Raw genomic sequence first — 25537 nt, 5'->3', positions numbered from 1 at the left:
CCGGCTACCTGGTGGATCCCAGCACGCCGGGCTTGCGCTGCAGCAGGCGCTCGACGTCGACGAACGTGTTGCCCACCAGCGGTTTCGCCTCGACCTGCGGCACGTGGCACTGGGTGCAGAAGTAGCGGCGCGGCGAGATCTCGGCCAGCACGTTGTTGTTGCGGTCCATGTAGTGCGTGACGCTCACGGGGATGGCGCCCGTGTCCTGCGCCACGGTGCGCGCGTGGCAGGCCATGCAGCGGTTGAAGTCCTTGTCGACCTGGTAGTTGTCGATCGTGTGGGGAATCGTCGGCGGCTGCATCGCGTAGTTGCGCGTGCGCCGGATGTCCTTGTTCTCGGTCGGGAAGACCGGCGGCGGCCGGGTCGAATCCGGGATGGGGGTCGCCCCCCGCATGGCGTCGCCGAAGGGCGGCGCAGGCGCCTTCTGGGCCGGCGCCGAGGAGCCCGCCAGCACGAGCGATGCCGCCAGCAAGAGCGTGCCTGCGATGCGCGCGACGCCCGTCATGCCTGCACCTTCACGAGCTTGACCGCGCACTTCTTGAAGTCGGTCTGCAGCGAGATCGGGCACGTGGCGTCCAGCGTGACCTTGTTGATCAACTCGCTGGCGTCGAACCACGGCACGAACACCAGCCCGCGCGGCGGCGCGTCGCGGCCGCGCGTCTCCACCCGCGTGCGCATGCGGCCGCGCCGCGAGACCACCTCCACCGTGTCGCCGCGCCGCATGCCCAGGGCCTTGGCGTCCTCGGGGTGCATGTAGCACAGCGCGTTGGGCACCGCCCGGTACAGCTCCGGCACGCGGCGCGTCATCGAGCCCGAATGCCAGTGCTCCAGCACGCGCCCGGTCGAGAGCCAGAACGGATATTCCTTGTCCGGCGCCTCGGCGGCGGGTTCGTAAGGCAGCGCGAAGATCACGGCCTTGCCATCGGGGTTGCCGTAGAACTTCCAGCCCTCGCCCGCCTTCACGTAGGGGTCGCTGCCCTCGCGATAGCGCCACCTGGTCTCGCGGCCGTTCACCACCGGCCAGCGCAGGCCGCGGGCCTCGTGGTACATGTCGAAGGGCGCGAGGTCGTGGCCGTGGCCGCGGCCGAAGGACGCGTACTCTTCGAACAGCCCCTTCTGGATGTAGAAGCCGAAGGCCTTGGCCTCGGCATTGGCGTAGTCGGGATCGACGTCCTTCAGCGGGAACTTGTCGACCACGCCATTGCGGTACAGGACGTCGAACAGCGTCTTGCCGCGCAGTTCGGGCTTCTTCGCGATCAGGTCGGCCGGCCAGACTTCCTCCACCTTGAATCGCTTGGAGAATTCCACCAGCTGCCACAGGTCGGAGCGGGACTCGCCCGGCGCGTCCACCAGCTGGTGCCAGAACTGCGTGCGGCGCTCCGCGTTGCCGTAGGCGCCCTCCTTCTCCACCCACATCGCCGTGGGCAGGATCAGGTCGGCGGCCAGCGCGGTCACGGTGGGATAGGCGTCGGAGACGACGATGAAGTTGTCCGGGTTGCGGTAGCCGGGGTAGCCCTCCTGCATCAGGTTGGCCGCGGCCTGCATGTTGTTGTTGACCTGCACCCAGTAGGCATTGAGCTTGCCGTCCTTGAGCATGCGGTTCTGCAGCACCGCGTGGTAGCCGGGCTTCTCGGGGATGGTGCCGGGCGGCAGGCGCCAGATCGTTTCGGCCGTCTCGCGATGCTTGGGATTGGCCACCAGCATGTCGGCCGGCAGCCGGTGCGAGAAGGTGCCGACCTCGCGCGCCGTGCCGCAGGCGGAGGGCTGGCCGGTCAGCGAGAACGGGCTGTTGCCGGGGGTGGCGATCTTGCCGGTCAGCAGGTGCAGGTTGTAGACCATGTTGTTGGCCCAGGTCCCGCGCGTGTGCTGGTTGAAGCCCATGGTCCACAGCGACATCACCTTGACGTTCGGGTCGGCGTAGAGCTGCGCCAGGTGCTCCAGCCGCTCGCGCGGCACGCCCGAGAGCTTGCTGACCGTCTCCACGTCGTACTTCGACACGAACCTGGCGAAGTCATCGAAGCTGATGGGCTTGGCCGCCCCCGGGTCCGCCGCGTTCTTCGCCGCCTTCTGCAACGGGTGTTCGGGCCGCAGGCCGTAGCCGATGTCGGTCACGCCCTCCTTGAACACGGTGTACTTGTTGACGAAGTCGCGGTTGACCTTGTTGTTGCTGATGATGTAGTTGGCGATGTAGTTCAGGATCGCCAGGTCGGTCTGCGGCTTGAAGACGATCGGGATGTCGGCCAGGTCGAAGGAACGGTGCGTGAAGGTGGACAGCACCGCCACCCGCGTCTTCGGCGCGCTCAGGCGCCGGTCGGTAACCCGCGTCCACAGGATGGGGTGCATCTCCGCCATGTTGGAGCCCCACAGCACGAAGGCATCGGCCGCCTCGAAGTCGTCGTAGCAGCCCATGGGCTCGTCCATGCCGAAGGTGCGCATGAAGCCCGCCACGGCGCTGGCCATGCAGTGCCGCGCGTTGGGGTCGAGATTGTTCGAGCGGAAGCCACCCTTCATCAGCTTGGAGGCCGCGTAGCCTTCCCACACCGTCCACTGGCCCGAGCCGAACATGCCGATCGCGGTGGGCCCCTTTTCCTTGAGCACGCGCTTGAACTGCTGCTCCATGACGTCGAAGGCCGTGTCCCAGCTGACCGGCTGGAATTCGCCGTTCTTGTCGTACTTGCCGTTGCGCATGCGCAGCAGCGGCCGCGTCAGGCGGTCCGAGCCGTACATGATCTTGGACAGGAAGTAGCCCTTGATGCAGTTCAGGCCGCGGTTCACCTCCGCCTGCGGGTCGCCCTGCGTGGCGACCACTCGGTTGTCCTTGACGGCCACCGTCACGCCGCAGCCGGTGCCGCAGAAGCGGCACGGCGCCTTCGACCACTTGAGCTTGGTGAGGTCGCCGTCGGTGACGAAGTTGGCCGCGCCCGCCGGCAGCGCCACGCCGGCCACCGAGGCGGTCGCCGCCACCGCCGTCTGCTTAATGAAGTCCCTGCGGCTGAAGCTCATGTCCCATCTCCTCGGCCATCGAGGCCGCGTCCTCGCCGTGCTGGTACACCAGCGCCGCGGACAGCACCCCTTCCAGCTGGTGGAGGACTTCGAGCTGCGCCGCGATGGCGCGCGCCGTAGGGCCTTCAAGGGTCACCACCAGTTTTCCTTCGGGGCTGCTCGCATGGACCTCGGCGCCCGTCATGAGGGCGACGGCCCCGGCTACGCCGGCGATCCGGGCCGGCGTGCAGTGGACTGCAACGCCGGCGACGTGCCATTCCTCGCAGGCTTCTGGCGCCTCGGGCTGGATGTGGATGAAGCGGGGGGTGATCGGCATGGCCGGCCCGTCAGTGCGTGGGCGGACCCGTGACGACCTGCGTCATCCAGACGACGAAGCCCCAGCCGCCCACCACGATGACCGACAGCACCGGCACCATCACGGCGGTCAGGAACAGGAAGCTGCGCCACTCCTCTTTCTTGCGTTGCGCGTCGATCTCGCTTGCCATGCCTTCCCCTGCAAACCGACGACGCGAAGTTTGCCTTGTGCGGCCGTCGACGCAATCCGGGATTGGGGCAAAGAAAAAGCCGCCCGAAGGCGGCCTGGTGTTGCGCGAGCGCGGCGGCTTACTGGCCGTCGGTGGAGATCTCTTCGGGCTCGGGCTTGGCCCGGCCTTCCTTCTTCGGCAACGGCTGGATATCCAGCTGCACGTCGCTGGTCTCCACGCCCTTGTCGTCCACCTTGGTCTCGATGTCCACCGTGAGGCGGCCACCTTCGGTGAGGCGTCCGAACAGCAGTTCGTCGGCCAGCGCCCGCCGGATCGTGTCCTGGATCAGCCGCTGCATCGGGCGCGCGCCCATCAGCGGGTCGAAGCCCTTCTTCGCCAGGTACTTGCGCAGGTTGTCGGTGAAGGTGACTTCGACCTTCTTCTCGGACAGCTGCTGTTCCAGCTGCAGCAGGAACTTGTCGACCACGCGCAGGATGATCTGCTCGTCCAGCGGCTTGAAGCTGACGATGGCGTCCAGGCGGTTGCGGAACTCCGGCGTGAACAGGCGCTTGATGTCCTGCATCTCGTCGCCCGCTTCGCGAGACGTCGTGAAGCCGATCACCGACTTGTTCATGGTCTCGGCGCCCGCGTTCGTGGTCATGATGATGATCACGTTGCGGAAGTCCGCCTTGCGGCCGTTGTTGTCCGTCAGGGTGCCGTGGTCCATCACCTGCAGCAGCACGTTGAAGATGTCCGGGTGCGCCTTCTCGATTTCGTCGAGCAGCAGCACCGCGTGCGGCTTCTTCGTGATGGCCTCGGTCAGCAGGCCGCCCTGGTCGAAGCCCACGTAGCCCGGGGGCGCGCCGATCAGGCGCGACACCGCGTGGCGCTCCATGTACTCCGACATGTCGAAGCGGATCAGGTCGATGCCCATGATGTAGGCCAGCTGCTTCGCCGCTTCCGTCTTGCCGACGCCCGTGGGGCCGGAGAACAGGAAGGCGCCGATCGGCTTGTCGCCCCGGCCCAGGCCGGAGCGAGCCATCTTGACGGAGGCCGCCAGCACTTCCAGCGCTTTGTCCTGGCCGAACACGACGCTCTTCAGGTCGCGCTCGATCGTCTGCAGCTTGCTGCGGTCGTCGTTGCTGACGGACGCCGGCGGGATGCGGGCGATCTTGGCCACGATCTCCTCGACCTCGGTCTTGGAGATGGTCTTCTTGCGCTTGCCCACCGGCAGGATGCGCTGCGCCGCGCCGGCTTCGTCGATCACGTCGATCGCCTTGTCCGGCAGGTGGCGGTCGTTGATGTACTTCGCGCTCAGTTCGGCCGCGGCCTGCAGGGCGCCGGCGGCGTACTTGACGCTGTGGTGTTCCTCGAAGCGGCTCTTGAGGCCCTTCAGGATTTCGACCGTCTGTTCCACCGTCGGCTCGACGACGTCGACCTTCTGGAAGCGCCGCGACAGCGCCGCGTCCTTCTCGAAGATGCCGCGGTATTCGGTGAACGTGGTCGCGCCGATGCACTTCAGCGCGCCGCTCGAAAGCGCCGGCTTCAGCAGGTTGGACGCGTCCAGCGTGCCGCCCGAGGCCGCGCCGGCGCCGATCAGCGTGTGGATCTCGTCGATGAACAGGATCGCGTTGGGCTTGTCCTTGAGTGACCTCAGCACGCCCTTCAGGCGCTGCTCGAAGTCGCCGCGGTACTTGGTGCCCGCCAGCAGCGCGCCCATGTCGAGGGAGTACACGTTGGATTCCGCGAGGATCTCCGGCACTTCCTTCTGCACGATGCGCCAGGCCAGGCCTTCGGCGATGGCCGTCTTGCCCACGCCGGCCTCGCCCACCAGCAGCGGGTTGTTCTTGCGGCGGCGGCACAGGATCTGGATGACGCGCTCGACCTCGTACTCGCGGCCGATCAGCGGGTCGATCTTGCCGTCCTTGGCCGACTGGTTCAGGTTCTGCGTGAACTGCTCCAGCGGCGAGGCCTTCTCGTTCTTCTCGCCGCCCTCGCCCTCTTCGGACGAGGCGTTCTCGCCGCTCTTGGCGGGCTCCGGCGGGTCGCTCTTCTTGATGCCGTGGGCGATGTAGTTCACCACGTCCAGGCGCGTCACGCCCTGCTGGTGCAGGTAGTAGACGGCGTGCGAATCCTTCTCGCCGAAGATGGCGACCAGCACGTTGGCGCCGGTGACTTCCTTCTTGCCGTTGCCGGTGGACTGCACGTGCATGATCGCGCGCTGGATGACGCGCTGGAACCCCAGGGTGGGCTGGGTGTCCACGTCGTCGGTGCCCGCGACCTGCGGCGTGTTGTCCTTGATGAAGTTCGACAGCGACTTGCGCAGGTCGTCGATGTTCGCACTGCAGGCGCGCAGCACTTCGGCCGCGCTGGGGTTGTCCAGCAGGGCCAGCAACAGGTGCTCCACGGTGATGAACTCGTGGCGCTGCTGACGCGCTTCCACGAAGGCCATGTGGAGGCTGACTTCCAATTCCTGGGCAATCATGAGATTTCCTTCTGCCTATCGTTCAAAACGTTCTGTTCCTTCTGAGTGCCGGTCATTCCACCGGTTCACTCAAACACTGCAGGGGATGGCCAGCTTGCCGGGCGGCCTCCTGCACTTGCTGGACTTTGGTCGCCGCGACGTCCCTGGAATAGACGCCGCAGATGCCTTTGCCGTCCAGATGGATCTTCAGCATGATCTGGGTAGCCGTCTCGCGGTCCTTGTTGAAAAACTCCTGGATTACCACCACCACGAATTCCATGGGCGTGTAGTCGTCATTCAGCATGACGACCTGGTACATCTGCGGAGGTTTGGTCTTCTGTGTTTTCCGCTCTGCTACCACCGAGCCGCCATCGTCGTCCGCCGGCCGGTTGACGGGACCGGTCGGGGGCGGGAGAGGTGTCTGACTGGCCATGAAAATCATTCTATCGAGGGCAAACAGCACCCGCCGACCTCAGGTGAATTGGTGGCGGTTGCGTCACATTCAAGCGACACGACGGCCGCGCTGTGCTGATTCTTGCGCGCACCCACCGCATTTGGAAAGTAATCGTTTGGCGACGCGGACTTACGCGGCCTTAAGTGAAAATATTGACAGCTGAGCCCGAGTGAACGAAACTCTCGGACCGCATTGAGGGAAGAAAAACGGGGGCGCACAGCATGGCGACCGGCACAGTGAAATGGTTCAACGACGCCAAGGGGTTCGGCTTCATCGAACCCGATGGCGGTGGCTCCGACGTGTTCGCTCATTTTTCAGCGATCACGATGGAAGGCTTCAAGACGCTCAAGCAGGGCTCGCGGGTCTCGTTCGACATCCAGCAGGGCCCCAAGGGCCAGCTGGCGCAGAACATCCAGGCGCAACCCGGCCCCATCCAGACGCAGCCCAGCTCCGGCGAACGGCCGCCGCGCCAGCCCAAGGTGCGTGCGCCGCAGTTCCACGCCACCGGCGGGCACGGCGGCGACCACGCCAGCAAACCCTAGGGCGGCTGCGCGCCGCCGCTGATGGCCGCCGCCAGGCGGCCATTTCATTTGCTCAGCGCGGTGGCTCATCCGTGCGGGCAGCCTTCCATCTACGCAACAGGTCCAGCGGCAGCGGCAGCACCACCGTGCTGGCGCGGTCGCCGGCGACTTGTGTCATGGTCTGAAGATAACGCAGTTGCAGCGCCTCGGGCTGCTGGGCGAGCGTACGCGCGGCCTCCAGCAAGGTCACGGCGGCCTGCTTCTCGCCTTCGGCGTGGATCACCTTGGCGCGCCGCTCGCGCTCGGCCTCGGCCTGGCGGGCGATGGCGCGCACCATGTTCTCGCTCAGGTCGATGTCCTTGATCTCGACGTTCGTGACCTTCACGCCCCAGGCGTCGGTCTGCGCGTCCAGGATCTGCTGCACGTCGATGTTCAGGCGCTCGCGCTCGGCCAGCATCTCGTCGAGCTCGTGCTTGCCCAGCACGACGCGCAGCGTGGTCTGGGCAAGCTGGCTGGTGGCCAGCAGGAAGTTCTCCACCTGGATGATCGCCTTCTGCGGGTCGATCACGCGGAAGAACACGACGGCGTTGACCTTCACCGAGACGTTGTCGCGCGAGATGACGTCCTGCGGCTCGACCACCATGGTCACCACGCGCAGGTCCACCCGCACCATCTGCTGGACGCCGGGGATCACCAGCACCAGGCCCGGCCCCTTCACCTTCCAGAAGCGTCCCAGCTGGAACACGACCCCGCGCTGGTACTCGCGCAGGATGCGTACCGAGAAGGCGGCCAGCAGCACGATGAGCGGCACCAGCGCTCCGAAGCCGTAGTTGAAGATCATCGCGGTCCTCCGGGGGATTCGGGTTCGGGGAGCACGTCCAGCGTGAGCCCGCGCAGCGCCGTCACGCGCACCCGCTGGCCGGCGTGCAGCGGCTCGGGGCTGGCGACGCGCCAGCGCTCGCCGCGCACCTGGGCCCACGCGCCGGCGGGCTCGGTGGGCAGCACCACCCCGCTCGCGCCAATCATTTCCTCGACGCCCGTCACCACGGGCCGGCGGCGGGCGCGCCAGGCCATGCCGCCCGCCAGCAGCACGAAGCCCACCGACGCCACCACCAGTTCGAGGATCAGCACCAGCGGCACGGCCATGCCCGGCACGTCGCGGTCGAACAGCAGCAGCCCGCCCGCCAGCAAGGCAACGGCGCCGCCCGCGCCCAGCACGAAGCTGGGGGCGGCGATTTCGGCCGCCAGCAGCAGCATGCCCAGCACGATCAGGCCGAGGCCGGCGTAGTTCACAGGCAGCATCTGCAGCGCGAACAGCGCCAGCAGCAGGCAGATGCCGCCGATCACGCCCGGCGCCACCAGGCCCGGCGACATGAATTCGAACGCCAGGCCATACAGCCCGATCATCAGCAGCATCAGCGCCAGGCTGGGATTGGCAATCACCGACAGCAGCCGCTGGCGCCAGTCGGGCAGCAGCCGCTCGGTGGCCGCGCCGCGCGTGGCCAGCGTCACTTCGCGGTCCTGCAGCTGCACCTTGCGGCCATCGACCTGGGCCAGCAGGTCGGGCACGTCCTTGGCCACCAGGTCGACCACGTGCTCGCGCACGGCCTCGCTGGCGGTCAGCGTCACCGCCTCGCGCACGGCCCGCTCGGCCCACTCGGCATTGCGGCCGCGTTGCTGGGCCAGCCCGCGGATGTAGGCCGCGGCGTCGTGTACCTGCTTGGCGGTCATCGGGTCGGCCGGGCCGGCGACCGCAGACGCCGCGCTGGCCGGCGCCGCCGGCTTGCGCTCGCCGCCGATGCCGATGGCTACCGGCGTGGCCGCGCCCAGCGTGGTCGCCGGCGCCATCGCCGCGATGTGGGCTGCATAGAGGATGTAGGTGCCGGCGCTGGCGGCCCGCGCGCCTTCCGGACTGACGTAGACGGCCACCGGGACCCGCGAGGCAAGAATGGCCTGGATCACCTGCCGCATCGAGAGGTCGAGTCCGCCCGGCGTGTCCAGGCGGATCACCAGCAGCGGCGCGCCTTCGGCCTCGGCCCGCGCGATGCCCCGCAGCATGTAGCTGGCGCTGGCGGGACCGATGGCGTCCTGCACTTCGAGCACCAGCACCGGCGCGGCATGCGCTGCCGCGGCCAGCAGCATGGCGGCCAGCCAGGCAAGTGCGCGACGGAACGGGCCCATGGCCGTTCGATCATGGCGAACGGCCGGGGTTCGCGCAAGCCGGGGCCCGCGCGTTTACCTGCTCAGGCGGCGACCCAGACGCCGCCCGGACGGCGGCAGGCCACGCCTTCGGTGCGCTGCCAGCCGGCGCCGACCTGCATGTCCAGCGTGTAGGGACGGCAATGCGCGCCATGGCGCTCCGTCACGCGACCGGGCGTCACGACGTAGGTCGTGCGGCTTTCCACCCACTGCACGCGGCGGCCCACCGGCGCCACCTCCAGCACCTCGCCGACGCAGGCCTGGTTGCCCGCATCGATGCGGCGTCCGACTTCGCCGCCGACCAGCACGCCCGCGACGGCGCCGCCCACGGTGGCTGCCGTGCGGCCGTTGCCGCTGCCGATCTGGTTGCCCAGCACGCCGCCGACGATGCCGCCCAGCACCCGGCCCACGTTGGCGCTGTTGCAGCGCCGGGCGTCGCCCGTGGCCATGACCGGCCGGTATTCCGGGTGGTACACGTACTGGCCGCGCTGCTGCACGATCCAGGGCGGATAGACCACGGCCATCGCAGGCTGCGGCGGGGGCGGCGGCGCCACCATCACCGGCTGCGGCTGCACGATGACCGCCGGCCGCGCCGGCACCACGTACACCGTCTCGGGGCGGTGCTCATGGCAGGTCCGCTTTTCCTCGACCTCGCCGTGCTTCCACTTGCGGACGACGTGGCACTCGCCGTCCCACCATTCGTCCTTGTCGTGGCCATGGCCGTGGCCGTGGCCATCCGCGAATGCCGCGGGCGCGGCCAGCGCGGCGCCGAAGGCCGCCATCACGAAGGCTTTGCGCATCTCGATCTCCCAACAGCTCTTCCGATGCCTTTTCTTGTAGCAGCGGGCCCGCAAAGCCATGAAAAAAGCCGCCCAAAGGCGGCTTTCCAGGCATGAGCGGCAGGACCCTTGTGGGCCCCAGCCACTCGTTACAGGCTGTCAGCCTTGCGCGGACGCCAGAGCGGCGTTGAAGGTCTCGCTGGGGCGCATGATCGCGCTGACCTTCTTGCGGTCCGGGAAGTAGTAGCCGCCGATATCGACCGCCTTGCCCTGCACGGCGTTCAGTTCCTCGACGATCTTCTTCTCGTTGTCGGCAAGCGCCTTGGCCAGGGGCGCGAAGCGCTTGGCCAGCTCGGCGTCGTCCTTCTGCTCCGCCAGCGCCTGGGCCCAGTACAGGGTCAGGTAGAACTGGCTGCCGCGGTTGTCCAGCTGTCCCGTCTTCGGCGAGGGGTTCTTGTTGTTGTCCAGGAGCTTGCCCGTGGCCGCGTCCAGCGCGTCGGCCACGACCTTGGCCTTCTTGTTGCCGGTCTTGAGGCCTTCGTCTTCCAGGCTGACGGCCAGCGCGAGGAACTCGCCCAGCGAATCCCAGCGCAGGTGGTTCTCCTCCACCAGCTGCTGCACGTGCTTGGGCGCGGAGCCGCCGGCACCCGTCTCGTACATGCCGCCGCCGGCCATCAGCGGCACGATGGACAGCATCTTGGCGCTGGTGCCCAGCTCCATGATCGGGAACAGGTCGGTCAGGTAGTCGCGCAGGATGTTGCCGGTGACGCTGATCGTGTCCTTGCCGCGCATCACGCGTTCCAGCGTGTAGCGCATGGCGCGCACCTGGCTCATGACCTTGATGGTCAGGCCATTGGTGTCGTGCTCCTTCAGGTACTTCTCGACCTTCTTGCGCAGCTCGGACTCGTGCGGGCGGTAGTTGTCCAGCCAGAACACGGCTTCCATGCCGGAGTTGCGGGCGCGGGTGACGGCCAGCTTGACCCAGTCGCGGATGGCGGCGTCCTTCACCTGGCACATGCGCCAGAGGTCGCCCTGCTCCACGTTCTGCGACAGCAGCACTTCGCCGGTGGCCAGGTCGGTGATGTTGGCGACGCCGTCCTCGGCGATCTCGAAGGTCTTGTCGTGCGAGCCGTATTCCTCGGCCTGCTGCGCCATCAGGCCCACGTTGGGGACCGTGCCCATGGTCTTCGGGTCGAAGGCGCCATGCCACTTGCAGAAGTTGATGATCTCCTGGTAGATGCGGGCGAAGGTCGACTCGGGGATCACGGCCTTCACTTCCTGCAGGCGGCCGTCGGCGCCGTACATCTTGCCGCCCTGGCGGATCATGGCCGGCATGGAGGCGTCGACGATCACGTCGTTGGGCGAGTGGAAGTTGGTGATGCCGCGGGCGGAATCGACCATGGCCAGCGCCGGGCGATGTTCCAGGCACTTGTGCAGGTCCAGCTTGATCTCGTCCTGCTTGGACTCGGGCAGCGTGGCGATCTTCTCGTAGAGGTTCGCCATGCCGTTGTTGACGTTCACGCCCAGCTCGTCGAACAGCTTGGCGTGCTTGGCGAAGGCGTCCTTGTAGAAGGTGCGCACGGCGTGGCCGAACACGATGGGGTGCGACACCTTCATCATGGTGGCCTTGACGTGCAGCGAGAACATCACGCCGGTCTTGTGCGCGTCCTCGATCTGCTGCTCGTAGAAGGCCAGCAGGGCCTTCTTGCTCATGAACATCGAGTCGATGATCTCGCCTTCCAGCAGCGCGACCTTCGGCTTCAGCACGACGGTCTTGCCGGACTTCGTGACCAGCTCCATCTTGACGTCGCGCGCCTTGTCCAGCGTCAGCGACTTCTCGCCGGCGTAGAAGTCGCCGCCGACCATGTGCGACACGTGCGTGCGCGAAGCCTGGCTCCACGGGGCCATGCTGTGCGGGTTCTTGCGGGCGTATTCCTTCACCGCCTTGGGCGCGCGGCGGTCGGAGTTGCCTTCGCGCAGCACGGGGTTCACCGCCGAACCCAGGATCTTCGCGTAGCGCTGGCGGATCGCCTTCTCTTCGTCGGTCTTCGGCGCTTCCGGGTACTCGGGGACCATGAAGCCCTTGGAGCGCAGCTCGCGGATGGCCGCGACCAGCTGGTTCTGCGAAGCGCTGATGTTCGGCAGCTTGATGATGTTGGCATCGGCCTGCAGCGTCTTCTTGCCCAGCTCCGACAGCGTGTTGGGCACCTTCTGGGCGTCCGTCAGGAAGTCCGGGAACTCGCCCAGGATCCGGTTCGCCACCGAGATGTCGCTCTCGGCCACGTCGATGCCGGCGGCCGCAGCGAAGGTGCGGACGATGGGCAGGAACGAGTGCGTTGCCAGGTACGGGGCTTCGTCGGTCAGCGTGTAGATGATCTTGGAACGGTCGGCAGCCAAGGGGATGTCTCTCAGGAAGGTTGGTGAAAGTCGGCGAGCGCCACGATGCGAGGAGGTATTTTACGCTGTGGAACCGGGGCCATAAAAATAGCCGCCCGGGGACGGCTCCTGAGCTGGGCCGGCTGGACTAATTCGCCGCCTTGAACTCAAAGGACTGCGTGGCAATCACCGGCCGGTCGAGGCGGTCGCATTCGTACCTGTTCACCGCATCGGTCACGGCGGCATGGAAGACGCCGGGCCCCGACAAGCTCAGGATTTCCACGACCTTGCCGTTCTCGACGCGCATCTCCGCGACCACGGTGCCCTGGGCGCCGTCCCGGACCGCGGCGGCGACGTCCGGCGCAACCATCTTCCTGCAGACGGCCTTCGCCGGGACGTGTGCGGCCGCGGCACGGGTGTCCCTGAGCTTCGCCGCGATCCGGTCCTTCACGGTGGCCAGCGGCGGGAACGAGTCCTTGCCGGTCTTGGCCGCCAGAACCTCGATCACATGCCAGCCGAAGCGCGTGCGCGTCGGTTCCGTCGCCAGGCCCGCGGGATCTAGCGACACCATGGTCTTCGAGAACTCGTCGATGAACGCCGAAGGCACGTTCCAGCCCAGGTCGCCACCCTTGAAGCGGCTGCTGGGATCGATGGAGACCCTGCCTGCCACTTCGGCGAACGACTTCCCGGACTGGATTTCCTTCAGCGCCGATTCGGCCTCTTCCCGCGTGCGCACCAGGATGTGCCGCACGTGGAACTCCCTCACCGGCACGGCCGCGGCGACGAGGCGGTCGTACTCCTGCTGGATCTCCGCATCGGTGGGCTCGCGCGGCGCCGCCTGCACCTGCGGCGCCGCCGGTTCAGGCGCCGGTGCAGGGTGGGCCGCGCGATACGCCGCGGTGCCGATGACGGTCGCCTCCATGCCGAGGCGGCACTGGGTGCCGAGGGGGTTCACCTCCAGCACCGTCGCGAGCCCGTAGAACTGGATGACCACTTCGTCCCCGACCTTCGAGCCCTGGGGAACGCACTGCGCCGACGGCACCTTGCGGACCTCCTCCGACGCCAGCTTCTGGGTCGTCGCCAGGTTCGGGAAGGCGGGGTCCGGGCAGCGGGCGGAATTGGCGCCGTGCACGCCCGTTGCCAGGACCAGAGTGCCGTCCGAAGCCTTCGTCTCCTGGCCGCTGGCCACGCCCTCGGCGATGCACGCGTTGCCCGGTTGGGCGGGCGCGACTCCCGGCACGACGACGATGTAGCTGCCGCCGCCTCTGGCCCACACGCCGCCCGCAAGCAGCGCAAGCGCCACGCATGCGATGATCGATCGAAGCATCTGTCCTTCCTCCGATGCTTCAGCGCAGGCTCAGTTCGGCGAAGGACTTCTGGAAATCCATGGCCTTGAAGTAGGCCGGATAGGTGTCGGCCAGGTAGGTGCGCATCTCGAGCTCGTGGTCCAGGGCCTGGATGCTGAAGCGGCTGTCCGTCACCTTGATGTTGATGTGCCCGATGTAGGTGATGGCGTTGGCGCGCACCTTGAAGCGGTTGGTCGCCTGCAGCCAGGCGAACTTCGGGTGCACGGTGAACTTGGTGAACATGTAGTCACCCGCGTCCAGGGGCACCATGTAGTAGGTCTCGCCCGCCTTGATGCGCAGTTGCCCCTTGGCGCCGACCATGTTCTCGTTGAAGCGGCTGCCGAAGGTGGAGGTGCTCGCAAAGTCGCCGAAACCCAGGAAGGCGTCGGCGTTCGAAGTGACGTGGAAAGCCAGCAGGCCCTGGTTCGGGCGCAGCGAGGCGCCGTCCGTTGTCGTCGGCGACGTGGCGCAGCCGCACAGGACGAGCAGCGCGAAGGCCAGGGTGAGCAGCAGGCGCAGTGGCAGAATTTTCATGAATTTCCTCCTCGTTGTTGGGATGTTTTGGCGGGCGCCATTCTAGGGAGGGCACTGTTGGCGCCCCGCGACGGAGCACCAAGGAAAAAGCCACCCGAAGGTGGCTTTCCTCGATGGTGCAGGCACCGTCACATCTGGTCGATCATCACCTGGCCGAAGCCCGAGCAACTGACCTGCGTGGCGCCTTCCATGAGCCGCGCGAAGTCGTAGGTGACCTTCTTCGACTGGACGGCCTTCTCCAGCGACTTGATGATCAGGTCGGCGGCCTCGGTCCAACCCATGTGGCGCAGCATCATCTCGGCCGACAGGATCTCCGAGCCGGGGTTCACGTAGTCCTTGCCGGCGTAGCGGGGCGCCGTGCCGTGGGTGGCCTCGAACATGGCGACCGAGTCGCTCATGTTCGCGCCGGGGGCGATGCCCATGCCGCCCACCTGCGCGACCAGCGCGTCGGAAATGTAGTCGCCGTTCAGGTTGAGCGTGGCGACCACGCTGTACTCCGCCGGCCGCATCAGGATCTGCTGCAGGAAGGCGTCGGCGATCGCGTCCTTGACGACGATGTCGCGGCCGGTGCGCGGGTTCTTGAACTTCATCCACGGCCCGCCGTCGATGGCCTCCGCGCCGAACTCCTTCCTGGCCAGGGCATAGCCCCAGTCGCGGAAGCCGCCTTCGGTGAACTTCATGATGTTGCCCTTGTGCACCAGCGTCACGGAGGGCCTGTCGTTGTCGATGGCGTACTGGTAGGCCTTGCGCACCAGGCGTTCGGTGCCTTCGATGGACACCGGCTTGACGCCGACGGCGGAGGTCTCGGGGAAGCGGATCGTGCGCACCCCCATGTCCTTCTCGAGGAAGGCGATCAGCTTCTTCGCCTTCTCGCTGCCCGCCTCGAACTCGATGCCGGCGTAGATGTCTTCCGAGTTCTCGCGGAAGATCACCATGTTGGTCTTCTCCGGCTCCTTCAGCGGCGAAGGCACGCCCTTGAAGTACTGCACCGGGCGCAGGCAGACATAGAGATCCAGCTGCTGGCGCAGGGCCACGTTCAGCGAACGGATGCCGCCGCCCACCGGCGTGGTCAGCGGGCCCTTGATGGAGAGGACATATTCGCGCGCGGCCTGCAGCGTCTCGTCCGGCAGCCAGACGTCGGGCCCGTAGACGCGCGTGGCCTTCTCGCCGGCGAACATCTCCATCCAGTGGATCCTGCGCTTGCCGCGGTAGGCATGTTCCACCGCGGCATCCACGACCTTCAGCATGACCGGCGTGATGTCGACCCCGGTGCCGTCGCCCTCGATGTAAGGGATGATCGGCTGGTCCGGCACGTTCAGGGACATGTCGGCGTTGACCGTGATCTTCTGGCCCTCCGCGGGGACCTGGATATGCTGGTAAGCCATTGTGGCGAAGATTCTAGCGGCGAACCGCACACACGATCTTTACGGGGCAGTGTCAACCGCCGCTTTCATTGCCGCGTTTCGGAAGTGTCTGCCGCAATATCGCGACGGGCGTTTTCAAAAACGATCCACTCTGAAGGAACGATTCCAATGAGCAAGCTCCTCGCCGCCCTGGTTGCCGGCCTGATGTCCGCCGCCGTGTTCGCGCAAGCTCCCGCCGCCGCCCCGGCTGCTGCTCCCGCCGCCGCTGCCGCCCCCGCGGCCGCCGCCGCTCCGGCCAAGGCCGAAGCGAAGAAGGAAGCGAAGGCCGAAAAGAAGAAGGCCACCAAGGCCGCCAAGGCTGACAAGAAGGCCTCCAAGAAGGAAGCCGCCAAGACCGAAGAGAAGAAGGAAGAGAAGAAGTCGTAATCGACTCACTCTTCGTGCAAAGCCCGCCTCTGGCGGGCTTTTTCATTTAGGGGTCGATCCCTGTCAACCGCCTGGCGTGAGCCGCCGTTACGGATGGGCCTTCCCGCATAGCGGGAGGATGCATTCCTGAAAAACCGGACCATTCCCGAAAGGACTCATTCGCCATGACCAAGCTGCTCGCCGCGCTGCTCGTTTCCGCCTTCGCCGTGACCGGCGCCTTCGCCCAGACCACGCCCGCCGCCGACGCTTCCGCGCCGAAGGCCGCCAAGTCCGAGAAGAAGGCCACCCACAAGAAGAAGTCCTCCCACAAGTCTTCGGCCAAGAAGGAAACCAAGGCCGAAGAAAAGAAGTCCTGATCCAGGCCTTCGCGAGAACGATGCCCGCCGCGTGCGGGCATTTTTCTTGGGGCCTCGCGCAAGACGCACAATACACACCATGAAGAAGCTGATTGCCCTGGCCGCGGCCTGCGCCGCCACCCTCGCACTGGCGCAGGACGCGCCCCAGATGGACCTGCCGCGGGTGAAGCTGTCCGCCGGCATGCACCAGATCGACGCCCAGGTCGCCGCCACCAACGAGCAGCGCATGATCGGGCTGATGTTCCGCAAGTCCATGCCGCAGCACGAAGGCATGCTGTTCGTGTTCGAGTACCCGAGCCAGCAGTGCTTCTGGATGAAGAACACCCTGTTGCCGCTGTCGGTCGCCTTCGTCGCCGACGACGGCCGCATCGTCAACATCGAGGACATGAAGCCCCAGACCGAGGACTCGCACTGCTCCAGGGAGCCGGTGCGCTACGTCCTGGAGATGAACAAGGGCTGGTTCGCCAAGAAGGGGATCAAGGCCGGAGCCGTGCTCGCGGGCCAGCCCTTCGCCAAATGAAAAAGGCCGCGTGAGCGGCCTTTTTCATTCATGCGAGACGTCAACCAAAGTTCTTGGCGGCGAAGTCCCAGTTCACCAGCTTGTCGAAGAAGGTCTCGACGAACTTCTGGCGGGCGTTGCGGTAGTCGATGTAGTACGCGTGTTCCCACACGTCCACCGTCAGCAGCGCGCGGTCGGCGGTGGTCAGCGGCGTGCCGGCGGCGCCGGTGTTGACGATGTCGACGCTGCCGTCGGCCTTCTTCACCAGCCAGGTCCAGCCGGAACCGAAGTTGCCGACGGCGGACTTGACGAAGGCTTCCTTGAAGGCCGCGAAGCTGCCCCACTTGGCGCTGATCGCCTGGGCCAGCGCGCCGGTGGGCTCGCCGCCGCCGTTGGGCTTCATGCAGTTCCAGAAGAAGGTGTGGTTCCAGATCTGGGCGGAGTTGTTGTAAATGGCGCCCGAGGACTTGCGGACGATGTCCTCCAGCGGCATGTTCTCGAACTCGGTGCCGACCTGCAGCTTGTTCAGGTTGTCGACGTAGGCCTTGTGGTGCTTGCCGTGGTGGTACTCGAGGGTCTCTTTCGAATAGGCGGGCGCCAGCGACTCGATCGGGTACGGCAGCGGGGGCAGGACGTGTTCCATGGCTCTTCTTTCCTCGTTGGGTGGTTATCGAACGTGCCCGATTCTAGGCGCGCGGCGAGGCGCCCGGCGCGACGGTCACATCAACCTCGCCATCCGCGAGGGCTGCGCGCAGTTCCTGGCCCGCCTGGACTTGCGCGACAGCGGTCACCGGGCGCCCCGATGCGCGATCGGTCAGCAGCGCGTAGCCACGCTGCAGCACGAGCCGCGGGTCCAGCAACTGCAGTCGCAGGTCGATGCGGTCGAGCCGCTGGTCCGCGCGCGCGAGGCGGTCCGCTGCCGCGCTTTGGTAGCGCGTGCCGGCAACCGCCAGCGCATCGCGCCCGCGCTGCACGCGCAGCGCAAGCGCATGGCGCAGGCGCTGCGCGCTGCGTTCCACGCGCAGGTGCTGCTGCGCCGCGCGCGCCGAAGGCCGGCCGAGGTGCGCCGCCGCGGCGTCGAGACGCTGGCTGGCACGGTCGAGCCGGCGCCACGCCGCTTGCTGCAGGCGCTCGCCCGCGAGGTCGAGCGCGCCCAGCCAGGTGTCGCGCGGCTGCGCGGCGAGTTCCGCCGCCGCGGTCGGCGTCGGCGCGCGCAGGTCGGCGCAGAAATCGGCGATGGTGAAGTCGGTCTCGTGGCCCACGCCGCTCACCAGCGGCACCGGGCTGCGCACGATGGTGCGGGCCAGCTGTTCGTCGTTGAAGGCCCAGAGGTCTTCGATGGAACCGCCGCCGCGCACCAGCAGGATGAGGTCGATGGCTCCCGCGTCGGCCTGGCGGTACAGCGCTTCGAGCCCGGCGACCAGTTCGCCCGGCGCCTGCGCGCCCTGCACGGCCGCCGGCGCCAGGACCACCTGGACATGCGGCGCGCGCCGCCGCAGGCAGGTGACCACGTCGTGCAGCGCAGCGGCCTGCAGCGAGGTGACGATGCCGATGCCGCGCGGCAGCAGCGGCAACGGCCGCTTGCGCTCGGGCTCGAACAGCCCTTCGGCCTCCAGCTTGGCCTTCATGCGCAGGAACTGCTCGAACAGCGCGCCCTGCCCGGCGCGCCGCAAGCTTTCCACAATCAGTTGCAGGTCGCCGCGCGGTTCATAGACGCCGAGGCGCCCTTGCACCTCGACCAGTTCGCCGTCGCGCGGCAGGAACTGCAGCAGGCCGGCGGCGCGGCGGAACATCGCGCAGCGGATCTGCCCCTGGGCATCCTTGAGCGTGAAATAGCAGTGGCCGCTGGCGGCGCGCGAAAAGCCGGTGATCTCGCCGCGCACGGACACGGGGTTGAAGCGGGACTCGAGCGCGTCGGCAATGGCGCGGCAAAGCGCGCCAACCTGCCACATGCGAGGCGTAACCGCTGGAAACGGGGATTGCGAAGTCAGCAAAATAGGAAGGATCCAGGGTTTACCCGATGGAAATTCATCCACAGCGTGCAGGAAGCAGGCAAGTGACCCAGCGGCCTAGCCGCAGACGCTGATTTCTCGATGCAAGCTATTGATAGCAAAGGGCTTTTTCCTGCTCAAAACGTCATCGTTCTGTCACGGCTCAGTATTGGCGCGGGTTCGGGCGGGGTGGAGGGGGCTTTCTCAACAAAGTTATCCACAGCTTTTGTGAGTGTCGTCCTACGGCCACGCGCTCGAGTCCTACAGCTGGCAAGTCCGCGATAATCCGCCCCACGCAAGGCGCCGCAAGTGTGCCTTTCAGCAGCGGAACCTGCCGCGGAGGACCCCCTTTGTTTTCGATCATACAAGCCGCGGGCTGGCCGATCTGGCCGCTGGTAGCCTGCTCCATCCTGGCCCTGGCGCTGATTTTCGAGCGCTTCCTGAGCCTGAAGCGGGCCAAGATCGCCCCGCCGCGACTGCTGGACGAAGCGCTCGCAGTCTCCCGAGTCTCGGTCCCTTCCCCCGACGTCGTCTCCCAGCTCGAGCAGAACTCGGCCCTGGGTGAAGTGCTGGCCAGCGGCTTTCGCGCCCTGAACGCCGACCCGCGCTGCACCGAAGCCGACCTGCGCGCCAACATGGAGCAGACCGGCCGGGCCGTCGCCCACCGGCTGGAGCGCTACCTGAACGCGCTGGCCACCATCGCCTCGGCCGCGCCACTGCTCGGCCTGCTGGGCACGGTGATCGGCATGATCGAGATCTTCGGCTCGCAGTCGGCCGGCAGCGTCACCGGCGGCAACCCGGCCCAGCTGGCGCACGGCATCTCGGTCGCGCTGTACAACACCGCCTTCGGCCTGATCGTCGCCATCCCGGCGCTGATCTTCTGGCGCTACTTCCGCGGCCGCGTCGACGACTACCTGCTCACGCTGGAACTCGCCGCCGAACGCTTCGCCCGCCACCTGGTTGCCTTGCGCCGGGCATGAACTTCCGCCCCCGTCCCAAGGATGAACCGGAGATCAACCTGATCCCGTTCATCGACGTGCTGCTGGTGATCCTCATCTTCCTGATGCTGACCACCACCTACAGCAAGTTCACCGAAATGCAGTTGCGGCTGCCGGTGGCGGACACCGAAGCCCAGCGCGACTATCCCAAGGAAGTGGTGGTGGCCGTCTCCGCCGACGGCCGCTACATGGTCAACAAGCAGCCGGTGTCCGGCCGCAGCACCGAAGCCCTGGCCGAGGCGCTGACCGAAGCCGCCAAGGCCGGCAAGGAATCGGTGGTGATCATCAGCGCCGACGCCACCGCGACCCACCAGTCGGTGATCACGGTGATGGAAGCGGCGCGCCGCATCGGCCTGACGCAGATCACCTTCGCCACCCAGTCCTCGGCGCAGGCCGGGGCCAAGTAGCCCCATGCGGGCGGCGTTGCAGCGCGCCTGGCTGGCGCGCGGCCCGCTGGCCCGCGTGCTGTGGCCGCTGTCGCTGCTGTATCGCGCCGGCGCGGCGCTGGATCGCCGCAACGCCCGCGCCGAGCATCTCCCGGTTCGCGTCATCGTCGTCGGCAACGTCGTGGCCGGCGGTGCGGGGAAGACGCCGGTGGTGCTGGCGATCGTCGAGCACCTGCGCAAACGCGGCTTCGCGGTCGGCATCGTCTCGCGTGGCTATGGACGCAGCGGCGATGGCACCACCGAGGTCCAGGCGGACGACGTGCCGTCCCGCGCCGGCGACGAACCCCTGCTGCTGAAAAGAAAGTCTGGCGTGCCGGTGTTCGTGGCCGGCAAGCGCGCGGAAGCCGGGCGGGCGCTGCTGGCCGCCTATCCGGCCACGCAGGTGATCGTCAGCGACGACGGCCTGCAGCACCATGCGCTCGCGCGCGACCTGGAAGTCTGCGTGTTCGATGCCCGCGGCCTGGGCAACGGCTGGCTGCTGCCGGCCGGCCCGCTGCGCGAACCCTGGCCGCGCCACGTGGACCTGGTGCTGCGGCCGCCACAGCTGCCGGCGATCGCGGGCCACGACATCAAGCGCGGCCTCGCGTCCACTGCCGTCCGCGCCGACGGCACCCGCATGCCGCTCACCAGCCTGGCGGGGCAAAACATCCAGGCCGTGGCGGGCATCGCCAACCCGGAGCCCTTCTTCGCGATGCTGCGCGCCGCCGGCCTGCAGCTCGCGCGCACGACCGCCCTGCCCGACCACCACGACTTCGCCGACGCGAGCGGACTCGATCCGCAGGCCACGCTGGTCTGCACGGAGAAGGACGCGGTGAAGCTCTGGCGGCTGCGGCCCGACGCCTGGGCGGTACCGCTGGAGGTGGAGATCGCACCTGCCTTCTGGCCGGAGCTCGATCGCCTGCTGGAGGCGAAGCTATCATCGCCGGATGGATCACCGACTGCTTGAGCTGCTGGTGTGCCCCGTGACCAAGGGGCCGCTGGACTACGACCGCGAGCGGCAGGAACTGCTGTCGCGCAGCGCCCGCCTCGCCTATCCCATCCGCGACGGTATTCCGGTGATGCTGGAAGAAGAAGCGCGCACGCTCAGCGACGAAGAGCTCGAGCGCCTGCCACCCCGCACGCCCGTGGCCTGAAGGCGGCATGCAGTACACCGTCCTGATTCCGGCGCGGCTCGCCTCCACCCGCCTGCCGGACAAGCCGCTCGCGGACATCGCCGGCCTGCCGATGGTGGTGCGCGTGGCGCAGCGCGCCCGTCTTTCGTCTGCCAGCCGCGTGGTGGTGGCCGCCGACAGCGAACGCATCGCCGAGGCCTGCCGCGCGCACGGCGTCGAAGTGGTGCTGACGCGCGCCGACCATCCTTCGGGCAGCGACCGGCTCGCCGAGGCCTGCACGAAGCTGGGCCTGCAAGGCGACGACGCGGTCGTCAACGTGCAGGGTGACGAGCCGCTGATCGACCCCGCGCTGATCGACGCGGTGGCGCGCCTGCTGCACGAGCGGCCGCAGGCCAGCATGAGCACGGCCGCGCACCCGATCGCGAGCATCGAGGAGTTCACCAGCCCCAACGTCGTGAAGGTGGTGCTGCAGGCCGACGGCATCGCCATGTATTTCAGCCGGGCGCCGCTGCCCTGGTGGCGCGATGGCTTCGCCCAGGGCATCACCGCCCTGCCCGAACCGCGCCCGCTGCGCCACATCGGCATCTACGGCTACCGCGCCGGCTTCCTGCGCCAGTTCCCCGCGCTGCCGCAGGCGCCGGTGGAAAGCTGCGAGGCGCTGGAGCAACTGCGCGCGCTCTGGCACGGCCACCGCATCGCGGTGCACGTGACCGAAGCCGACCCGGGCGCAGGCGTCGACACCCCCGAGGACCTGGAGCGCGTGCGCCGGCACTTCGCGTAGTCAACGCGTAAGTTCCCTGAGGGGGACGCATGCTATCCTCGCAGCAACAAGGTGCAACGGCTGGGTCGAGCCCCCGGCCCGCACGCGCCGGCGATTCCAAACCATCCGAGGATTTCATGAGACTGATCTTGTTGGGCGCTCCCGGCGCCGGCAAAGGCACGCAGGCCGCATTTCTCTGCCAGAAGTACGGCATTCCGCAGATCTCCACCGGGGACATGCTGCGCGCGGCGGTCAAGGCAGGCACCCCGCTCGGTCTCGCGGCGAAGAAAGTCATGGACGCCGGCGCGCTGGTCAGCGACGACATCATCATCGGCCTGGTGAAGGAGCGCATCGCGCAGGCGGACTGCGCCAAGGGCTTCCTGTTCGACGGCTTCCCGCGCACCATCCCGCAGGCCGAGGCGATGAAGAACGCCGGCGTGAAGATCGATTGCGTGCTGGAGATCGACGTGCCCTTCGACGCGATCGTCGAGCGCATGAGCGGCCGCCGCTCGCACCCGGCCTCGGGGCGCAGCTACCACCTGAAGTTCAATCCGCCCAAGGTGGATGGCCAGGACGACCTCACCGGCGAGCCGCTGATCCAGCGCGACGACGACAAGGAAGAAACCGTCCAGAAGCGCCTGCAGGTCTACGAGTCGCAGACGCGCCCGCTGGTGGAGTACTACTCCAACTGGGCCCGTGCCGACGGCCAGAACGCGCCGGTGTACCGCAAGATCGACGGCATGGGCTCGGTGGACGAGATTACCGGCCGCGCCCTCGGCGCGCTGGCCAACTGCCCGGCCTAATGCATCAACGCGAGGATCAGGCCGATCCTCGCCTTCACCGCTGACACTTCCACCGCCGGCAGCCTGTCGTTCGCGGTGGCAATGACCTGCCCCTGCGCGCAGCGCGTCGTCCGGCGCACGGCCACTCCCGCCTGCTGCGCCTCGAGCAAGGCCTGCTCCAGCGCATGGTGCAGCGTCCCGTTGCCGGTCCCTGCCACCACGAGGCCGCGCGCGCCGTCGGCCACCAGCGCACGCACCATGGCGCCCGTCGCGCCGGCGTGGTTCATCACGATCTCCACGCGCGGCCAGTCGGCCGGTGGCCGCAGGTTGGCGACGCCGCGCTGGGGCGTGCCCGCGGGCCAGGCGCGCAGTTGCCGCAGCCGGCCTTCTTCGATGTAAGCCAGCGGGCCTGCGTCGCCGGAACCGAAGGCGTCGAGCCGGTAGTTGTGCAGCTTCGCCACGTCGTGCGCGCCGTGCACCGCGCCGGCAAAGACGACGCTCACGCCCTGCGCCCCCGGCGCCGCCGCCACGGCCAGCGCATCGGCCAGGTTCTGCGGCCCGTCCGCCAGCGCCGAAGTCGCCGGCCGCATGGCGCCGGTCAGCACCACCGGCTTCGCGGGCGCCAAGACCGACTGCAGGAAGAACGCCGTCTCCTCCATCGTGTCGGTGCCGTGCGTGACCACCACACCGGCCACTTCCTCCTGTGCGAGCCAATGGGCGCAGTGTTGCGCCAACGCCGCCCAGATGGCGAAGTCCATGTCCTTGCTGTCCACCTGCGCGACCTGCTCGGCTTCCACCTGCAGCCCCGCGAGGCCAGTCACGCCCTGCAGCAGCTCCGCCACGCCCAGCTGCGCCGCCTGGTAGCCGACGTTGTCCGCCGCCGACGCCGCCCGCCCGGCGATCGTGCCGCCAGTGCCCAGTACCACGATTTTTCTTGCTGCCACTTGCGTTCCCGTCCGAACTGTTGAAAAATACAGCTACTGGATATCGAAACAGTTATTCCGCCAGGAGCCGCGATGATCGACGAAGCCCCGAAGCTCACTGCCCGCCAGCAACAGATTCTGGACCTGATCCAGAGCGCCATTGCTCGTACGGGCGCGCCGCCCACCCGCGCGGAAATCGCCGCCGAACTCGGCTTCAAGTCGGCCAACGCGGCCGAGGAGCACTTGCAGGCCCTCGCGCGCAAGGGCGTCATCGAACTGGTGAGCGGCACCTCGCGCGGCATCCGCCTCAAGGGCGAAACGCTGCGCTCCATCCACGAAAACCGCATCAAGCAGTTCGACCTGCCGCTGCCCAGCCTGGCGCAGCTCGGGCTGCCGCTGGTGGGCCGCGTCGCCGCCGGTTCGCCCATCCTGGCGCAGGAACACGTCGATCGCACCTATTACGTCGAAAGCGGGCTGTTCCAGCGCCGGCCGGACTACCTGCTGAAGGTGCGCGGCATGTCGATGCGCGACGCCGGCATCATGGACGGCGACCTGCTCGCCGTGCAGTCCACCAAGGAAGCCAAGAACGGCCAGATCATCGTGGCCCGCCTGGGCGACGACGTCACCGTCAAGCGCTTCCGCCGCAACAAGCACCTGATCGAGCTGCACGCCGAAAACCCCGACTACCCCACCATCGTGGTGGAGCCCGGCGAACCCTTCGAAGTCGAAGGCATCGCCGTCGGCCTCATTCGCAACACGATGTTGATGTAAGGCCTCCGGCTGCCGCCGCAGGTGGCAGGCGTATGGCGCGCGGATGCGCCATCACCCTGCGCCGGCAGCCCTGTTTTCGCAATCCTGCCTGTGCGTAACCCCAAGGAGCTTCCGCATGGCAACCGCAACCTTCTCCCTTCCGCAGCTGTTCGCACCGCTGCAGGCCTTCGTCCAGTGGCTGGCCGGTGGTCCGCAGCCGCCGCGCACGCCGTCCGCGCCGCTGCGCGTGGCCTACCCGGCGCCGGCAGCGCCGGCCAAGCCCTTGCGCGTGGTGCGCGTGCTCGATGCCGGCACCGGCAGCGGCCGGCTGGTCATCTCCGGCCGCATGGCGGACGTCTGCGCCGAGCTCGACCGGCTGGCGGCGCAGGAGGCCGCTTAACGCGCGCCGACCAGGTAGTCCTGCTTGCCCAGGTCCACGCCGTTGTGCCGCAGGATGGCGTAGGCGGTGGTGATGTGGAAGAACATGTTGGGCAGGACCCAGGTGGTGAGATAGGCCTGCGCCTTCATCGTGCGGGTGTTCTCGCGGCCGATGGGGAAGGTGATGTCCTTGTCCTCGGTGCCGTCCAGCGCGCTGGCCGGCACGGTGGCCAGCCAGTCCAGCGTCTTCTGGACGCGGTCCTTGAGCTCGGGGAAGGAGGCCTCGCTGTCGTCGAACTTGGGGGCTTCCAGGCCGGAAATGCGGGCGACACCCAGCTTGGCGGCGTCGCAGGCAATCATGATCTGCTTCGTGAAGGGAAGCATGTCGGGCGCAAGCCGGTAGGTGGTGAGCGCTGTCGGGTCCAACTTGCGGGCAGCCGCGGACTGCTCGCCCTTGTCGAGGATATGGACCAGGTTCTTCAGCATGTGCTGGAACACGGGAACACTGGCGGAATACATGGACATCGTCATCGAAGAATCTCCGGGGAGCCTGTTGTTCAGAGCCCGCCATCGTAGCGCCCACCGGGAGCCCTCGCAGCGGCGGGTGGATCG

28 protein-coding genes and 1 pseudogene are annotated in these 25537 nt (G+C 67.5%); 12 read left to right on the top strand and 17 right to left on the bottom strand.

Annotation, left to right across the window (positions count from 1 at the left end; genetic code table 11):
• Positions 1-4 precede the first annotated feature (4 nt).
• From HHL11_RS18235 to clpS, 6 genes are all read right to left on the bottom strand, one after another.
• A complete protein-coding gene (locus HHL11_RS18235) occupies positions 5-505 on the bottom strand; it encodes a nitrate reductase cytochrome c-type subunit (protein WP_169419765.1) in 501 nt (166 codons plus the stop codon).
• Positions 502-3003 carry a periplasmic nitrate reductase subunit alpha gene (napA, locus tag HHL11_RS18230; RefSeq protein ID WP_169419764.1) on the bottom strand — a complete coding sequence of 834 codons (2502 nt, stop codon included), beginning with the start codon at positions 3001-3003 and terminating at the stop codon, positions 502-504. Before napA ends, HHL11_RS18235 begins: the two co-directional genes overlap by 4 nt.
• Positions 2975-3319: a chaperone NapD gene (locus HHL11_RS18225; protein ID WP_169419763.1), complete on the bottom strand. Its 345-nt coding sequence runs from the start codon at positions 3317-3319 to the stop codon at positions 2975-2977. The genes napA and HHL11_RS18225 overlap by 29 nt, the downstream gene beginning before the upstream one ends.
• 10 nt (positions 3320-3329) lie before the next feature.
• Entirely contained in the window at positions 3330-3488 is a 159-nt protein-coding gene (gene napE / locus HHL11_RS18220; RefSeq protein ID WP_169419762.1) for a periplasmic nitrate reductase, NapE protein, read from the bottom strand.
• Positions 3489-3606: 118 nt separating this feature from the next.
• Positions 3607-5952 (bottom strand): ATP-dependent Clp protease ATP-binding subunit ClpA, encoded by a 2346-nt coding sequence (gene clpA / locus HHL11_RS18215; RefSeq protein ID WP_169419761.1) that lies wholly within the window; start codon positions 5950-5952, stop codon positions 3607-3609.
• Positions 5953-6004: 52 nt separating this feature from the next.
• The gene (clpS, locus tag HHL11_RS18210) at positions 6005-6364 is read right to left on the bottom strand and encodes an ATP-dependent Clp protease adapter ClpS (RefSeq protein WP_205964304.1); all 360 of its coding nucleotides are present in this window, start codon (positions 6362-6364) and stop codon (positions 6005-6007) included.
• Positions 6365-6606: 242 nt separating this feature from the next.
• On the opposite strand from clpS, the pseudogene HHL11_RS34445 reads away from it, so the two are divergent.
• Positions 6607-6804 (top strand): annotated as a pseudogene (locus HHL11_RS34445) (cold-shock protein); the annotation flags it as partial.
• 175 nt (positions 6805-6979) lie between these two features.
• Here the strand turns inward: HHL11_RS34445 and HHL11_RS18200 are convergent.
• The 7 genes from HHL11_RS18200 to icd form a co-directional block, all read right to left on the bottom strand.
• Complete coding sequence (locus HHL11_RS18200) at positions 6980-7747, bottom strand: slipin family protein (protein WP_169419758.1); 768 nt, start codon at positions 7745-7747, stop codon at positions 6980-6982.
• Positions 7744-9087: an NfeD family protein gene (locus tag HHL11_RS18195; protein ID WP_169419757.1), complete on the bottom strand. Its 1344-nt coding sequence runs from the start codon at positions 9085-9087 to the stop codon at positions 7744-7746. The genes HHL11_RS18200 and HHL11_RS18195 overlap by 4 nt, the downstream gene beginning before the upstream one ends.
• Before the next feature lie 62 nt (positions 9088-9149).
• The gene (locus tag HHL11_RS18190; RefSeq protein WP_240980104.1) at positions 9150-9905 is read right to left on the bottom strand and encodes a glycine zipper 2TM domain-containing protein; all 756 of its coding nucleotides are present in this window, start codon (positions 9903-9905) and stop codon (positions 9150-9152) included.
• A 138-nt stretch (positions 9906-10043) separates the two neighbouring features.
• On the bottom strand, positions 10044-12281 hold the full coding sequence (locus tag HHL11_RS18185; RefSeq protein WP_169419756.1) for an NADP-dependent isocitrate dehydrogenase: 2238 nt from the start codon (positions 12279-12281) through the stop codon (positions 10044-10046).
• Positions 12282-12408: 127 nt separating this feature from the next.
• Positions 12409-13587 (bottom strand): peptidylprolyl isomerase, encoded by a 1179-nt coding sequence (locus HHL11_RS18180; protein ID WP_169419755.1) that lies wholly within the window; start codon positions 13585-13587, stop codon positions 12409-12411.
• 19 nt (positions 13588-13606) lie between these two features.
• A complete protein-coding gene (locus HHL11_RS18175) occupies positions 13607-14140 on the bottom strand; it encodes a hypothetical protein (RefSeq protein WP_169419754.1) in 534 nt (177 codons plus the stop codon).
• Positions 14141-14268: 128 nt separating this feature from the next.
• Positions 14269-15525 carry an NADP-dependent isocitrate dehydrogenase gene (gene icd / locus HHL11_RS18170; RefSeq protein WP_169419753.1) on the bottom strand — a complete coding sequence of 419 codons (1257 nt, stop codon included), beginning with the start codon at positions 15523-15525 and terminating at the stop codon, positions 14269-14271.
• Between the two features lie 147 nt (positions 15526-15672).
• Between icd and HHL11_RS18165 the strand changes: the two genes are divergently transcribed.
• The 3 genes from HHL11_RS18165 (at position 15673) to HHL11_RS18155 (ending at position 16806) form a co-directional block, all read left to right on the top strand.
• Positions 15673-15930 (top strand): hypothetical protein, encoded by a 258-nt coding sequence (locus HHL11_RS18165; protein ID WP_169419752.1) that lies wholly within the window; start codon positions 15673-15675, stop codon positions 15928-15930.
• Positions 15931-16094: 164 nt separating this feature from the next.
• Positions 16095-16286, top strand: coding sequence for a hypothetical protein (locus tag HHL11_RS18160; RefSeq protein WP_169419751.1), 192 nt, complete (start codon positions 16095-16097; stop codon positions 16284-16286).
• A 79-nt stretch (positions 16287-16365) separates the two neighbouring features.
• Positions 16366-16806, top strand: a complete 441-nt coding sequence (locus tag HHL11_RS18155; protein ID WP_169419750.1) for a DUF192 domain-containing protein — start codon at positions 16366-16368, stop codon at positions 16804-16806.
• Between the two features lie 40 nt (positions 16807-16846).
• Here the strand turns inward: HHL11_RS18155 and HHL11_RS18150 are convergent, their stop codons facing one another.
• On the bottom strand, positions 16847-17428 hold the full coding sequence (locus HHL11_RS18150; protein WP_169419749.1) for a superoxide dismutase: 582 nt from the start codon (positions 17426-17428) through the stop codon (positions 16847-16849).
• Between the two features lie 43 nt (positions 17429-17471).
• The gene (xseA, locus tag HHL11_RS18145; RefSeq protein ID WP_169419748.1) at positions 17472-18737 is read right to left on the bottom strand and encodes an exodeoxyribonuclease VII large subunit; all 1266 of its coding nucleotides are present in this window, start codon (positions 18735-18737) and stop codon (positions 17472-17474) included.
• A 389-nt stretch (positions 18738-19126) separates the two neighbouring features.
• On the opposite strand from xseA, the gene HHL11_RS18140 reads away from it, so the two are divergent.
• The 6 genes from HHL11_RS18140 to adk all read left to right on the top strand — a co-directional run bounded on the left by HHL11_RS18140 (position 19127) and on the right by adk (position 22895).
• On the top strand, positions 19127-19756 hold the full coding sequence (locus tag HHL11_RS18140) for a MotA/TolQ/ExbB proton channel family protein (RefSeq protein WP_169419747.1): 630 nt from the start codon (positions 19127-19129) through the stop codon (positions 19754-19756).
• The gene (locus HHL11_RS18135) at positions 19753-20181 is read left to right on the top strand and encodes an ExbD/TolR family protein (protein WP_169419746.1); all 429 of its coding nucleotides are present in this window, start codon (positions 19753-19755) and stop codon (positions 20179-20181) included. The genes HHL11_RS18140 and HHL11_RS18135 overlap by 4 nt, the downstream gene beginning before the upstream one ends.
• A gap of 4 nt (positions 20182-20185) precedes the next feature.
• Entirely contained in the window at positions 20186-21166 is a 981-nt protein-coding gene (gene lpxK, locus HHL11_RS18130) for a tetraacyldisaccharide 4'-kinase (protein WP_169419745.1), read from the top strand.
• Entirely contained in the window at positions 21147-21353 is a 207-nt protein-coding gene (locus HHL11_RS18125) for a Trm112 family protein (RefSeq protein ID WP_169419744.1), read from the top strand. The genes lpxK and HHL11_RS18125 overlap by 20 nt, the downstream gene beginning before the upstream one ends.
• Before the next feature lie 7 nt (positions 21354-21360).
• Entirely contained in the window at positions 21361-22113 is a 753-nt protein-coding gene (kdsB, locus tag HHL11_RS18120; RefSeq protein WP_169419743.1) for a 3-deoxy-manno-octulosonate cytidylyltransferase, read from the top strand.
• A gap of 116 nt (positions 22114-22229) precedes the next feature.
• Complete coding sequence (gene adk / locus HHL11_RS18115) at positions 22230-22895, top strand: adenylate kinase (protein WP_169419742.1); 666 nt, start codon at positions 22230-22232, stop codon at positions 22893-22895.
• Here adk and HHL11_RS18110 read toward each other — a convergent pair.
• Complete coding sequence (locus HHL11_RS18110; protein WP_169419741.1) at positions 22892-23818, bottom strand: asparaginase domain-containing protein; 927 nt, start codon at positions 23816-23818, stop codon at positions 22892-22894. The genes adk and HHL11_RS18110 overlap by 4 nt on opposite strands.
• Positions 23819-23890: 72 nt before the next feature.
• Here HHL11_RS18110 and lexA point away from each other — a divergent pair, with 72 nt between their 5' ends.
• Both lexA and HHL11_RS18100 read left to right on the top strand, forming a co-directional pair.
• Entirely contained in the window at positions 23891-24568 is a 678-nt protein-coding gene (gene lexA / locus HHL11_RS18105; protein ID WP_169419740.1) for a transcriptional repressor LexA, read from the top strand.
• A gap of 115 nt (positions 24569-24683) precedes the next feature.
• Positions 24684-24947 (top strand): hypothetical protein, encoded by a 264-nt coding sequence (locus tag HHL11_RS18100; protein WP_169419739.1) that lies wholly within the window; start codon positions 24684-24686, stop codon positions 24945-24947.
• On the opposite strand, the gene HHL11_RS18095 is transcribed toward HHL11_RS18100, so the two are convergent.
• Positions 24944-25456 (bottom strand): DUF1993 domain-containing protein, encoded by a 513-nt coding sequence (locus HHL11_RS18095; RefSeq protein ID WP_169419738.1) that lies wholly within the window; start codon positions 25454-25456, stop codon positions 24944-24946. The genes HHL11_RS18100 and HHL11_RS18095 overlap by 4 nt on opposite strands.
• Positions 25457-25537: the final 81 nt, after the last annotated feature.

Source organism: Ramlibacter agri (assembly GCF_012927085.1).
GTDB classification, from domain to species: Bacteria; Pseudomonadota; Gammaproteobacteria; order Burkholderiales; family Burkholderiaceae_C; genus Ramlibacter; species Ramlibacter agri.
The sequence above is the reverse complement of the archived record's forward strand: the minus strand, read 5'-3'. Positions and strand labels throughout refer to the sequence as shown.